8 protein-coding genes are annotated in these 14,119 nt (G+C 31.7%); 4 read left to right on the top strand and 4 right to left on the bottom strand.

What is annotated here, in order from left to right:
• Positions 1 to 102 precede the first annotated feature (102 nt).
• On the bottom strand, positions 103 to 2,874 hold the full coding sequence (locus tag IR010_RS17395; protein ID WP_029273454.1) for a bifunctional aconitate hydratase 2/2-methylisocitrate dehydratase: 2,772 nt from the start codon (positions 2,872 to 2,874) through the stop codon (positions 103 to 105).
• A 420-nt stretch (positions 2,875 to 3,294) separates the two neighbouring features.
• On the opposite strand from IR010_RS17395, the gene IR010_RS17400 reads away from it, so the two are divergent.
• Positions 3,295 to 5,790 carry an XrtN system VIT domain-containing protein gene (locus IR010_RS17400; protein ID WP_194605620.1) on the top strand — a complete coding sequence of 832 codons (2,496 nt, stop codon included), beginning with the start codon at positions 3,295 to 3,297 and terminating at the stop codon, positions 5,788 to 5,790.
• Positions 5,718 to 7,028 (top strand): exosortase N, encoded by a 1,311-nt coding sequence (gene xrtN / locus IR010_RS17405; RefSeq protein ID WP_228515190.1) that lies wholly within the window; start codon positions 5,718 to 5,720, stop codon positions 7,026 to 7,028. The genes IR010_RS17400 and xrtN overlap by 73 nt, the downstream gene beginning before the upstream one ends.
• A 54-nt stretch (positions 7,029 to 7,082) precedes the next feature.
• On the opposite strand, the gene IR010_RS17410 is transcribed toward xrtN, so the two are convergent.
• Together IR010_RS17410 and IR010_RS17415 are read right to left on the bottom strand one after the other, a co-directional pair.
• Positions 7,083 to 8,036, bottom strand: coding sequence for an AAA family ATPase (locus IR010_RS17410; protein WP_029273453.1), 954 nt, complete (start codon positions 8,034 to 8,036; stop codon positions 7,083 to 7,085).
• Positions 8,037 to 8,114: 78 nt separating this feature from the next.
• A complete protein-coding gene (locus tag IR010_RS17415) occupies positions 8,115 to 9,545 on the bottom strand; it encodes a peptidylprolyl isomerase (RefSeq protein ID WP_194605622.1) in 1,431 nt (476 codons plus the stop codon).
• A gap of 538 nt (positions 9,546 to 10,083) precedes the next feature.
• Here IR010_RS17415 and IR010_RS17420 point away from each other — a divergent pair.
• Complete coding sequence (locus IR010_RS17420; protein ID WP_194570749.1) at positions 10,084 to 11,526, top strand: alpha-amylase; 1,443 nt, start codon at positions 10,084 to 10,086, stop codon at positions 11,524 to 11,526.
• A 152-nt stretch (positions 11,527 to 11,678) separates the two neighbouring features.
• Positions 11,679 to 13,271 (top strand): peptide chain release factor 3, encoded by a 1,593-nt coding sequence (locus tag IR010_RS17425; protein ID WP_194605624.1) that lies wholly within the window; start codon positions 11,679 to 11,681, stop codon positions 13,269 to 13,271.
• 92 nt (positions 13,272 to 13,363) lie between these two features.
• Here IR010_RS17425 and IR010_RS17430 read toward each other — a convergent pair whose 3' ends face one another.
• Entirely contained in the window at positions 13,364 to 14,107 is a 744-nt protein-coding gene (locus tag IR010_RS17430) for a hypothetical protein (protein ID WP_194605626.1), read from the bottom strand.
• Positions 14,108 to 14,119 lie beyond the last annotated feature (12 nt).

Raw genomic sequence — 14,119 nt, forward strand, 5'->3', positions numbered from 1 at the left:
TTATTTTGAACATCACAAGGTACAAAAAATAGAGGAGCTACAAAACAAAAGCCCGAGTTTATACTCGGGCTTTTTTAATTTAATCATTAAATAATCGTATGATTACATAACCAACTGCTTATTAGAAGGAGCAAATCTAGTTAGATTGATACCTTCTACTGCTGTTACATATTCTTCCATAGTAGGAGTTCTGCCTAGAATAGTAGACAACACTACAACTGGTGTAGACGAAAGCAATGATTCTCCTTTTTTACCTTCAGTATCTTCTACGACTCTTCCTTGGAAAAGACGAGTTGAAGTTGCCATTACAGTATCTCCTTTTGATGCTTTTTCCTGATTACCCATACAAAGGTTACAGCCTGGACGCTCTAAATACAACATGTTTTCATATTCAGTACGTGCAGCGCCTTTTGGAGCGTTATCATCAAATTCAAAACCTGAGTATCTTTGTAAAACTTCCCAGTCCCCTTCAGCTTTAAGTTCATCTACGATGTTATAAGTTGGAGGCGCCACTACAAGCGGAGCTTTAAACTCAACTTTACCATGTAAATCTTCTATATTTTTAAGCATCTGAGCTAAAATCTTCATATCTCCTTTGTGAACCATACAAGAACCGATAAATCCAAGATCCACTTTTTTCTCTCCACCATAGAAAGATAAAGGTCTGATGGTATCGTGAGTGTATCGCTTAGAAACATCAGCATTATTTACGTCTGGGTCAGCAATCATTGGCTCTACAATCTGATCAAGATCAATAACAACCTCTGCATAATACTTCGCATTTGCATCTGGAGTTAAAGCTGGTTTTTCAGCTGATTTTATTTCAGAAATTCTTTTATCCGCTTTATTAATCAAACCTTGGAGAACTTGTTTATGATTGTCCATTCCCTTATCGATCATAATCTGGATTCTTCCTTTTGCAATCTCTAAAGATTCAATCAAAGTATCATCTTCAGAAATACAGATAGAAGCTTTTGCTTTCATTTCTGCAGTCCAGTCTGTAAAAGTAAATGCCTGGTCAGCAGTAAGAGTTCCCAGATGAACTTCAATAATTCTTCCTTGAAATACGTTCTCACCACCAAATTTCTTAAGCATTTGAGATTGTGTTGAATGAACCACATCACGGAAGTCCATAAAACCTTTCATTTCTCCAATAAAAGTTACTTTCACTGATTCTGGAATTGGCATTGAAGCCTCACCTGTAGCAAGCGCCAAAGCAACAGTTCCTGAGTCAGCACCAAAAGCAACACCTTTAGACATTCTTGTATGAGAGTCACCACCAATAATGATAGCCCACTCATCTATTGTAATATCATTTAAAACCTTGTGAATTACGTCAGTCATTGAATGATAAATCGCTTTCGGGTCACGTGCCGTGATTAAACCAAAATCATTCATAAATTTCATCAATTTTGGAATATTTGCCTGAGCTTTTTTATCCCAAACTGAAGCTGTATGACAACCAGATTGATATGCACCATCAACGATTGGCGAAATAACTGTAGCCGCCATAGACTCCAATTCCTGAGCAGTCATAAGACCAGTCGTATCTTGCGAACCTACAATATTAACTTCTACACGAACATCAGATCCCGCGTGCAATACTTTACCTGCAGGTACACCAACAGCATTTCTGTTGAAGATTTTTTCAACTGCTGTAAGACCTTGTCCTTCAATAGAAATTTCTTTTGATGGAGCAAAAACAAGAGGAGCTTCGATATCTAAAATTTTAGCAGCTAATGTTTGAAGTTTTTTACCAAATACAATTGCGTATGATCCTCCAGCTTTAATAAATTCCATTTTCTGAGGAGTAAACGCCTTAGAAATGTCAATTAACTCTTGATCACCGTTATATAGTTTTTTTGTTTTAGTGTTTATGGTAAGAACAGTTCCGGTAGCAACAGAATATGCTTCTTCTAGAATAGGTTCATTATTTTCGTTGCGAATAATATCACCATTTGCATCCAGTTTTTTAACCCAGTTTTTAAGGTCTAAACCAATACCGCCAGTAACATCAACAGTTGTTAGGAAAATTGGAGAAATACCATTTGTTCCTGCAACAATTGGAGCAATATTAATAAATGGAACATATGGACTTGCTTGTTTACCAGTCCAAAGCGCTACATTGTTAACGCCTGACATTCTTGATGAACCAACACCCATTGTACCTTTTTCAGCAATAAGCATTACACTTGCATCAGGATATTGCGCTTGCAGCATCTTTATTTCGTCTTGCGCTTGAGGAGTGATCATACATTTACCGTGAAGTTCACGGTCTGAACGTGAGTGAGCTTGGTTACCTGGAGATAGCAAATCTGTCGAAATGTCTCCTTCACCAGCGATATAAGTTACTACTTTAATTTCTTCAGCTACATCTGGCAGTTTTGTAAAAAATTCTGCTTTTGCATAGCTTTCAAGAATCTCTCTAGCTATTGCGTTATCATTTTTAAATGCTTCCTTTAAGCGGTCAGTGTCTGCCTCATAAAGGTAAACTTGTGATTTAAGAACATTTGCTGCTTCTTTTGCAATTGCTGCATCATTCCCTAAAGCTAAATCTAGTAAAACTTCGATCGAAGATCCGCCTTTCATATGTGATAACAACTCAAAAGCAAATGCAGGTGTTATCTCTTTTACTACAGATTCACCAAGAATAATTTCCTTTAAAAATTTAGATTTTACACCGGCAGCACTAGTGGTTCCCGGTACAACATTATAAATAAAAAATTTAAGAGAATCATCTCTGTACTCGTTATTCAGATCTTTAATTTGAGCAATAATTTCGCTTAATAATTCAGCGCCATCAATTGGTTTTGGATGAAGCCCTTGGGTTTTGCGTTCTTCAATTTCTTGGATATAATCCTGATAAATATTCATAATTAAGGCAGATTTATTTTTTTGACGCAAATTTAAACATTAAAGACGATAATTAAAAATAATATAATAGAAGTCGCCTTTTCAAAAATTATTATTGCTAAAAAACGATTTTCACTGCTTGTTTTTGTCAAAATATCATTTTTGTATTAAAAAAATGAATTATTGACATTTTAAAATCTTTTCTTTAACAAAGTCGGAATTTAACGTTATAAAAGAAGTGGGGTTTTCCTCCTGTTTTCATGAAGAATCTTTCTAAATTAGAATTTATAACGTTATAGTTTAAGTTTATTGGCTCAAACAATGCTATTTCCAATCAAGATTTTCAATTCAAATAAATAAGAAAATAAATGCAGTAAAAAATCCATAATTCGCTTTTTATTTTAACTTTGCAATTCAAAGTTCTTTTAAAAAAATTAAGTCATGAAATACAAATTAGATAATACAAAAGATTATTTTAAACAAACCGGAGTTGAGATAAGTACATTAATTACAATAGTTAACTTATTTTTTCTGACGGTTTTATTGGTTAGTGAAAAAGCAGATTATGATTTGCCACCTCTTGTTGCTTTACCTTTAATAATTGAATTTATCTACGGCGTTATACTATCTTTTATTATAATCCGAAAAAGAGAAAAATACATTCATTTGGTTCCTTTTCTAATATTAAACTGGTTTATAGGATGTTTTTGCGTCAATACTTTTATTCCCATTTTTGAAGATTTACCAGTTTGGGTTTATATCACAACCCTGCTTTTTTGCATTACAAATTTCTTCATTTATCAAAAATTAAAAGAAAGCTACACTATTCATTTTCTTTTTGTGATAAACGGAATATCTTATACTTTAATTCTATATTACACCTTATATCTTTTACCTAGTCTTCCTTTTTCTGTTATTGGAATTATATTGTTAGGTATCGGATTTTACGGATTAGTTCCTGTAATTGTTTCGATTATTCATATCGTTACCATTTGCAGATTATTCGAAATTAATAAAAGATATTTTACCGCATTTAGCATTGGTTTTTTAACTGTTCTTATAAGCTTATTTGCATTTACAGTGAGACTCAATATAGAAAGCACAAAAATCAATAAAAATCAGGTTATCAAATCTTTTGATTACACTGAAGATCTGCCTAATTATATAAAAATCTCTCAAAATCTGGAACCTAATTTTTTTAATGAGATTTTATTAAAGAAAGATATTGTTTATAAAGGACCTGATGATTTTTTTACTTTTAGAAGCTTCGATTCTTTCGGAACCAAACAATTCAACCAAAGAAAAATACACAATCCGTTTATCACCATTGCTTTGGCTTTTTGCAAAAAACTGGATTTAAGCACAGATGACCGAATTAGTATTTTAAAATCCAATTTTGATAAACGATTAGAAACCGAAGAACAATTATGGAGTGGCGAAGATTTATTTACAAAAAACATTAAAGAGGATGTAAAATTATATCCATATACTCGACTGGCTTATACCGAAATAACTATGGATATTGCTTGTAAAAAAGATTCCTGGAGAGATCAGGAAGCTATTTATTCTTTTCAACTTCCCGAAGGTTCTGTTGCAACTTCACTTTCGTTATGGGTAAATGGTATTGAACGAAAAGGAGTTTTGACTACAAAAGAAAAAGCAAAACAAGCTTATAAGCAAATTGTTGGGGTTGAAAACAGAGATCCTTCTTTAATGCAATGGAAAGAAGGAAATAAAGTTGTAGTTCGTGTATTTCCAATAAATTATAAAACGCCAAGAATATTTAAATGCGGTTTTACAACTCCGTTAAAGGTTGAAGACAATGAAATGAAATACCAAAGCCTTTCTATAAAAGGTCCTAATATTTCAAATGCAGTGACGATTTCCAGAGTTCAGATATCAGGCAATAGTAAAGTTCAAACAAGTAAAGATTTTAATTTAGAAAATGGCACTTATACGAATCAATCAACTGGTCTGGACAACTGGACTGCGGTAATGCCTTTAAATAAAACACTGCATTCAAATTCTTTTGTCTGGAAAGACAAAGTATACGAAATCAAAAACATTCAAAAAGCAATTGTTCCATTTACGGCTTCAGAAATTGTTTTAGACCTTAACAGTAATTGGACAAATTCTGAAATTGAATCATTTTTAGATTTAAAAGAAAAAAAATTTTACGTTTATTATGATAAAGAGAAGAAAGAAATAAACAAAGAGAATTACAAAAGCATCCGATCTGAATTTGCTGATTTGCATTATTCGTTATTGCCACTTTATAAAATCACAAAAAATAGTTTAATCATTACCAAATCAGGAACATTCTCTGCTAATTTTGAAGAACTTGAAGAATCTGAATATTTGAAGAAAATCAGAACTAAAACTAAGAATCAAAACTTAAAGGTTATCAATATATCTGCAGAAATTAATCCGTTTTGGCAGACTATTAAAGAACAGAAATATGTAGAGTATTACCAGACTACACTCTCTAATAGTTTAAAGATGATAAAAGAGAATCATTTTACAACTTTTAGAGCAGCTGAAAATTTAGTTAATATAGAATCGGCAAAAATTTCAATTCAGGAAAATCCAAAAAACAATCTTGTTAAAAATAATGGACCAAATCATATTTACAGAATGTACGCCTTTGGAAAAGTTCTCGAAGAACAAGTTAAAATCCAAGGTGATACTTTGGCAGCTAATAAATATGCAACACTTGCAAAAAATGCAAATATTGTAACGCCGATTTCATCATTAATTGTTCTTGAAACTGACGAAGATTATAAGGCAAACGGAATCGAAAAAAATGTTGAGACTTTAGGAAATGCTTCTATAAATAATGATGGTGCCGTTCCTGAACCTTATGAATGGGCATTAATTTTTATTGGATTCACAACCTTATTCTTTTATTACAGAAAAAGCAAAAAGCAGACAAACTAATAACTCACCATATTTTGCAGTATAAAAAAACTATAGTAATCGCAATTACAATTATTTTGCTGTTGCTCAATTACAGCATTCTTGTAAATGGCTTTGACAGCAATTTTTTCGGAATTATATGCTCAATAGTATTATTTGTCATTGGAAGCAGAAGGACAAATTTAAATTTAAATTACCCTCTTCTGGGGATGATTTTTATATTAGAATTTATAAGTTTTCGCCTCCACACAAAATCGCTGCATTTTCTGGCTTTGGCTGTTTTTGCCTGTTTGATTTACTATAATTTTACAGGAAAATTTTCATTTATAGCTTTCCTATCTATAATATTATTTTCATCGCTTTTTAATACGTTTTTCAATTATCTTACTACAGAAATAAAGCAAGCACTTTGTCACACCGTATTTTTAACTTTAACGAACTTTATTTCCATAGATAAAATAGAAGGCGTGAATTTTTACATAAATAATGCAAAAATTACCGTAGACACGGCTTGTATGGGACTTTCGATGTTTAAAACAGGATTACTCAGCGGTGCTTTTTTATTGACTTTAGAAGAAAGAAAACAACAAGCTTATTTCAGTATTCAACAGATTGTTCTTTTCTGCATTATGGTAATTGCACTTAATATCGTTTCTAACTTTTTCAGAATCATCACATTAATCTTATTTGACTGTACCGAAGAAAATCTTCTCCATCACAGTATTGGAATGCTGTGTTTCCTATTTTATCAAATTGCTCCCATGTTGTTTTTAATTCGTTTTTTCAAACCTAAAAAAACGAAAATTATTTGCACCAAAAGGTTCGATACATTAATTGCAGCTTTAATAGCTGTCGGAATTATATTGGTAACAAGCTTAAAAATTAAAACGGATCAAAATTATGATCTGTTAGAAAATTTAAATACTAAATACAATATTCAGAAAGGCAGCTGGGTAAATGAAGAGGTATTTAAAATTTCAACTCCCGAAAAACTTATTTACATCAAAACTCCAATTCACAAACCTCTAATATGCTGGACGGGCGACGGCTATACTATTACCGAATCAAAAGAAATAAAAAGAGATAACGAAAAAATCTGGCAGGTTAAAATGGAAAAAGATAATATTCAATATTTTTCTTATTGGTGGTATGAATGTGATAATAAAAAATATACCTCGCTTATTGATGTATTATTAATCAAGCTATTTTATAATAAATCGGTTCGTTTAATTAATGAAACCAGTAAAGTCTCCAAATAAAAAAGCCGGAAAGATTTTGAGAATCTTTCCGGCTTTTAAACTTAATTTATATTTCTACATCAACTTCTGAATAATTATTTCTTCTGTAATTCCTTCAGCATCGGCTTTGTAATTTTTAATAATTCTGTGGCGTAAAATTCCGGTTGCAACCGCTTTTACATCTTCTATATCTGGTGAGAATTTACCATTAAAAGCAGCATGTGCTTTAGCCGCTAAAATTAAGTTTTGAGACGCTCTTGGTCCTGCTCCCCAATCTAAATAGTTTTTTACAAAATCATTAGATAATTTGTTATCCGGACGCGTTTTACTTACTAAAGTTACAGCATATTCAATAACATTATCAGCTACAGGAATTCTGCGGATTAAATGTTGAAAATCGATAATTTCTTGTGCTGAAAACAACGGATTAATAGTTGTTTTTGTATCAGATGTTGTGCGTTTTACAACTTGCACTTCTTCTTCAAAACTCGGATATTCTAATTTTATGGCAAACATGAAACGGTCTAATTGCGCTTCAGGCAACGGATAGGTTCCTTCCTGCTCAATTGGGTTTTGAGTTGCTAATACAAAATAAGGCAAATCTAATTTATAGTTTTGACCAGCAATAGTTACTGAACGTTCCTGCATTGCTTCAAGCAAAGCTGCTTGTGTTTTTGGCGGTGTTCTATTAATCTCATCTGCTAAAATAATGTTTGAAAAAATAGGCCCTTTTATAAATTTAAACTGTCTGTTTTCATCTAGAATTTCACTTCCTAAAATATCGGAAGGCATTAAATCTGGCGTAAACTGAATTCTTTTAAAATCTAAACCTAAAGCTTGAGACAGAGTATTAATCATTAAAGTTTTTGCCAAACCCGGAACACCAATTAAAAGAGCGTGTCCTCCTGAAAATATACAAAGTAAAATTTGATCTACAACTGCATCTTGGCCTACTATTATTTTTGCTATTTCTGATTTTAGTTCGTTTCGTTTTTGAACTAAATTTTGAATTGCTGCTACGTCAGACATTTAAGTATGTTTTTAAATTTAAAAAGAGTTAGCTCTATGAATTCATAAAACTAACTCTTTTTATTTATTTAATAAAAATTATTTTTTCAACCAATTGTTTGTAAAGGCACAATCTCTGTATTCTCCAATAATTTTAATGTAAGTATCTTTAATCTTAGTATCGAACCATTTTCCAATTGCATTAATTTGCTTTTCTTTCAATGCTAATTCTTTAATTTTTGTGTAATCTTTAGCATAATCAGCTACGTGTTCATCAATTCTATTGGTAACAGTAATCAACTTATACGTTTTTTTTGATTTTTCGTCTGTATTTAAAATCGGCTGAGATACCTCGGCATCTTTTAAATTTGAAACTTGACTGTATAATGTTGGATCCATTTTAGTCAATTCAAAACGAGTATCCTGTGTATTCGGATTTATCAAAGTTCCTCCGTTGGCTTTCGTTTCTTTTTCATCAGATTCTGTTCTCGCTGCATCTGCAAAAGTAATTTCTTTATTTTCAATTTTCTTTCTGATATTGATTGCTCTTTCCTTAGCTTCTTTTAGAGCATCGTCAGATACCGTTGGTGATATTAAAATATGACGCAATTCAACTTCTTGACCTTTAATTTTATCTACCATAATAATATGATAACCAAAATTAGTTTCAAAAGGCTGTGAAATTTCTCCTTCTTGCAAACTAAAAGCAACATCTTTAAACTCTTTAACAAAAGGTGTTTTTCTAGTCATTTTATAATAACCTCCATTAGAAGAAGATCCTGGGTCCTGAGAATATAGAACTGCTTTTGTAGCAAAACTAGATCCCTCTAAAACATCTTTTCTAATAGCATTTAATCTGTCAATTACTTTTTGTTTGTCTTCTTTAGAAACTTTAGGTTCAATAACAATTTGCGCTACTTCCATTTCTGCTCCAAAAGTTGGCAATTCATCTTTTGGTATTTTTTTAAAGAAATTACGAACTTCTTCTGGTGTAATTTCTACTCCATCTACAATTTTTTTCTGCATTTCAGAAGACAATTTTTGCTCTTTTAAGATATCAGCAAAATAAGTTTTAAATTCTTCAACAGAGCTTTTCTTATAGTATTCAACTACTTTATTAATGTCTCCAACCTGTTTTACCATGTAGTTTAAACGGTCTTCCATCATGCTTCTTACTTCAGCATCACTCACAACAATACTGTCCTGAATCGCTTGGTGAGCATATAATTTATCCTCTAAAAGTTTACCAAGCATTTGGCATCTTGTAATATCTTTTACACTTCCTCCTTGGGCAGAAATTTCTAAAAATCCTTTATCAATGTCAGAATCTAAAACAATATAATCTCCAACAGTAGCAATGATACCATCGATTTTTTGCTTCTGTCCAGAAGGAACTTCAGCTGGTTTCTCAGCTACAACATCCTTAATAATTTCCTGAGCCGAAACCATTAAGTTGAAAAAAAGTAAAAAACACATTGTCAATACTAACTTGAAATCAATTGTTTTTAGCTGTAATTTTTTTAATAACATTATTTTAAATTTAATTTTAATGTAAAGATCTTGCTTAGAATTCTCTCTTCTTACTCATAACCTTACTATTATGATAGTTTTAGAATTTATTCTAAAAACACTAAATAATTAAGATCTAGTTCTTTTTAACTTATAACGAACAAAAATAACAATTCAATTACATAATACAACTATTGCCCATACTATTAACAAAAAATTATATGGGGATAGATCTTAAAATCTGTAAAACAAACTTCATTTAAATAAATTATTTATCGAAAGAACAATTTCAAACTATTCATATTCCTTTTAAAATGCATTCTTCAAAAATTACTGAAAAAATCAAAAACCTAATTATTAAGTAATTAAAAAAAAGTTTTTAACACTACAACGTTTTCGTTGTATAAATATTTTCTTATAAAAATGAAGTAATTCAAAAAACTCATACTTTAGATGCGTAATTAATAATTTACAATGGTTAAAACTGAGAATTTCTTCTTTTATACCGTTAAAAATTACTGAATTACAACTTTATTATCTAACCTTAACCAAACCTATTATGAAAAAACCGAATGCCAAGATTTATTTAATGGCCGCGATGACAGCATTATTATGTTCTTGCTCGCAAAATGAAATGAACGAAACTGACACAAAAGCTGAAAGCCAAAAATTTGAAATTATCAACGTTACACATCACGACGGAAAACCTTTTAGTACAGGAGAAACAAAAACTTCTTTGACAGGCAAATACGTTGACAATCCCGGGGGTGGTGTTATGATGCAGGCTTTCTATTGGGATGTTCCTGCTGGAGGAAATTGGTGGAATACTGTAAGCAGCAAAGTAACAGCATGGTCAGATGCGGGAATTGGCTCAATATGGCTGCCACCTGCATCAAAAGCACAAAATGGCGCATTTTCTATGGGATATGACCCAACAGATTATTTTGATTTTGGTGATTACAATCAAAATGGAACGACAGAAACACGATTCGGATCTAAAACTGAATTAGTTAGTTTGATTACAAAAGCGCATACAGAAAACATGAAAGTATATGCGGATATTGTAATCAATCACAATAGCGGAGGACAATCAGAAGCGAATCCTTTTACTGGAACTAATACTTGGACTAACTTTAATGGAGTTGCTTCAGGAAAATTCAAACGTACTTATGTAAACTTCTATAAAAACAGCTACGGAAATAACGATGAAGGTTCTTTTGGAGGATTTCCTGATTTGTGCCACGCTGATCCGTATGTAAAAGACTGGCTGTGGATAAGAGCTGACGGAGTTGGTAAATATTACAAAAACACAATGAAATTTGATGGCTGGAGATTTGATTATGTTAAAGGTTTTGGCGCTTGGGTAGTTAACGCATGGAATGCAAATGTTGGTGGATTTTCTGTAGGTGAATTATGGGATTCTAATGTAAACGTACTAAATGACTGGGCAAATAATGCAAACAGTTCTGTGTTTGATTTCGCTTGTTATTATAAAATGAATGATGCATTTGACGGAAATAATCTGGCTCTATTAAATGATGATATGATGTGGAAGAGAAATCCTTATAAGGCTGTTACTTTTGTTACCAATCATGATACTGATGAGATTTCAAACAAATTATTGGCTTATTCTTATATTTTGACACATGAAGGTTATCCAACAATTTTCTATAGAGATTATGAGGAATGGCTGGATAAAACCAAATTAAATAATCTTATCTGGATTCATAACAACAAAGCGACAGGAACAACATCAATTTTGTATTCAGACAATGATGAATATCTTGCCAGAAGAAATGGTTATAACGGAAATCCTGGATTAGTAGTTTACATCAACAATTCAGATGTTTGGCAAGAAAGATGGATTCAGACCAATTGGGCCAATACTCAAATTAAAGATTTTACCGGAAATTCAACTTGGTATCCAACTACCCAAGCTGATAAATGGGTGAAAATTCAATGTCCGCCTAAAGGATATTCAGTTTGGTCAATCAATCAATAAATTAAAATCATAATTTAAGGCTGTTCTACAAAACAGCCTTATTTTTTATCTTAAAATTTCGTTTTATAAATCTAAAGACTTCTAAATTATAGAAGTGAATATTTTTATTAAGCCGTAATTAATAGTACTTTTGCAACCTATTTATACAAAATATGAGCTTTTTAAAAGAAATACAACGCAGAAGAACATTTGGAATTATATCGCATCCTGATGCCGGTAAAACAACATTAACAGAAAAATTATTGTTGTTTGGAGGAGCTATTCAAGAAGCGGGAGCCGTAAAAAACAATAAGATTAAAAAAGGAGCAACAAGTGACTTTATGGAAATCGAGCGCCAGAGAGGTATTTCGGTTTCAACATCTGTACTTGCTTTTAATTATAAAGACAAAAAAATCAATATTCTTGATACTCCGGGACACAAGGATTTTGCCGAAGATACTTTTAGAACCTTAACAGCAGTTGATAGTGTAATCGTTGTTATTGACGTTGCAAAAGGGGTCGAGGAACAAACTGAAAAATTGGTTGCTGTTTGTAGAATGCGTAACATTCCGATGATTGTTTTCATCAACAAATTAGACCGTGAAGGAAAAGATGCTTTTGACTTAATGGACGAAGTAGAACAAAAACTTGGTTTAACCGTTACGCCTTTAAGTTTCCCTATCGGAATGGGTTATGATTTTCAAGGAATTTATAATCTTTGGGAGCAAAACATTAATCTTTTTAGTGGAGACAGCCGTAAAAATATCGAAGAAACAATTGCTTTTTCTGATGTTCAAAACAATCCAGAATTAGATAAAATTGTTGGTCAAAAAGCAGCAGAGAAACTTCGTGAAGAATTAGAATTAATCGATGAAGTATATCCTAAATTTGAACGTCAGGATTATCTAGACGGAAAAATTCAGCCTGTGTTTTTTGGATCAGCTTTAAATAATTTTGGAGTTCGTGAATTATTAGATTGTTTCGTTACGATCGCTCCTTCTCCAAGATCAAAAGATTCTGAAACTCGTTTAGTTGACCCGAAAGAAGAAAAGATGACGGGTTTTGTATTTAAAATACATGCCAATATGGATCCAAAACATAGAGATCGTTTAGCATTTATCAAAATTGTTTCGGGAACTTTTGAAAGAAATAAACCTTACTATCACGTACGCCAGAAGAAAAATTTAAAATTTTCTAGTCCAAATGCCTTTTTTGCTGAGAAAAAAGAAATCGTAGACATTTCGTATCCAGGTGATATTGTTGGTTTGCACGATACAGGAAACTTTAAAATTGGTGATACTTTAACTGAAGGCGAAATCATGAGTTTTAAAGGAATTCCAAGTTTCTCTCCAGAGCACTTTAGATACATCAATAACGCTGATCCAATGAAAGCAAAACAATTGGATAAAGGTGTTGATCAATTAATGGACGAGGGTGTTGCTCAGTTATTTACCTTAGAAATGAACAACCGTAAAATAATTGGTACAGTTGGAGCGCTTCAATATGAGGTAATTCAATACCGTTTAGAGCATGAATATGGTGCAAAATGTACTTATGAAAATTTCCCTGTTCATAAAGCTTGCTGGGTAAAACCTGATGATGCAAAAAATGATGAATTTAAAGAATTTAAACGTATCAAACAAAAATTCTTAGCTCACGATAAATATGGCCAATTAGTATTTTTAGCTGATTCTGACTTTACAATTCAAATGACGCAAAATAAATATCCTAGTGTAAAATTATTTTTTACTTCTGAGTTTGATTAATCTGCTTTAAAACAAATAAAAAAGACCGTTTAAAAATTTTAAACGGTCTTTTTTATTTGTTCATTTTCAAAATACTTCCCTCTATTTTCACATTATTCCTTTTGTGGAATATAATTAATTCCTAATCCACCTGCAATCATAATTCTGGAGATCTCCTCTTCTGCAACAATTATATTTTGCAATAGTATCTTATTCTTAACAGATTTGATTGTAAAAGGAATAGTTTTCGAAAGATAATAATCATCTCCTGTAATAGTGATCTCAAGAGTATTACTGCTTTTTAGAACTTTTACCGGAATTGAAAACGCTCCTGTTTTAGAATTTATTTTTAGTGTATTTTTTGAGCCATTAATAGAAAGCATTAAATTAGGATATGCTTTTCCGTCAAGTGGTTTATTGGATTTGCTTTCTAATAATTTTCCTTTAACAACTATCAAAACCTCTTTCTCCACATCGTGATTCAAAGCAATCTTACCTACAATGTCATTGTTTAATTGTGGAGCATTGATTTCAGTTTGTACTGGTGTTTTTTCTTGCCCAATAATACTTGACGTTAATAAAACAGATGCGGCCACTGCAGCATATTTAAAATTATTGATTTTAGATATTTCATTATGCTCAAACTGTTCATTCAATTGCGTAACTTTTAATCTTGCACAAATATTTTTATCTTTAGATTCCGCAATGAATTTAGCAACCTCAGAATTTGTTTTCTTGCTTAAATCAATTACATTTTTCATGCAGGAGTTACAAAATGAACCATTTACGTTCGGAATCATTTTATCAAAATTTTCAGAACAAGGATTTGCTATTTCTAAGGTGAATTTCTTTTTCATGTTGCACTTTTT

The sequence above is a fragment of the Flavobacterium sp. MR2016-29 genome (assembly GCF_015350695.1).
Taxonomy (GTDB): domain Bacteria; phylum Bacteroidota; class Bacteroidia; order Flavobacteriales; family Flavobacteriaceae; genus Flavobacterium.

Bases quoted from the DNA above. Each gene is read 5' to 3' on its own strand.
- IR010_RS17425 (WP_194605624.1), top strand. From the start codon at position 11,679: ATGAGCTTTTTAAAAGAAATACAACGCAGAAGAACATTTGGAATTATA.
- IR010_RS17430 (WP_194605626.1), bottom strand. From the start codon at position 14,107: ATGAAAAAGAAATTCACCTTAGAAATAGCAAATCCTTGTTCTGAAAAT.
- IR010_RS17395 (WP_029273454.1), bottom strand. From the start codon at position 2,874: ATGAATATTTATCAGGATTATATCCAAGAAATTGAAGAACGCAAAACC.
- IR010_RS17410 (WP_029273453.1), bottom strand. From the start codon at position 8,036: ATGTCTGACGTAGCAGCAATTCAAAATTTAGTTCAAAAACGAAACGAA.
- IR010_RS17420 (WP_194570749.1), top strand. From the start codon at position 10,084: ATGAAAAAACCGAATGCCAAGATTTATTTAATGGCCGCGATGACAGCA.
- IR010_RS17415 (WP_194605622.1), bottom strand. From the start codon at position 9,545: ATGTTATTAAAAAAATTACAGCTAAAAACAATTGATTTCAAGTTAGTA.
- IR010_RS17400 (WP_194605620.1), top strand. From the start codon at position 3,295: ATGAAATACAAATTAGATAATACAAAAGATTATTTTAAACAAACCGGA.
- xrtN (WP_228515190.1), top strand. From the start codon at position 5,718: ATGGGCATTAATTTTTATTGGATTCACAACCTTATTCTTTTATTACAG.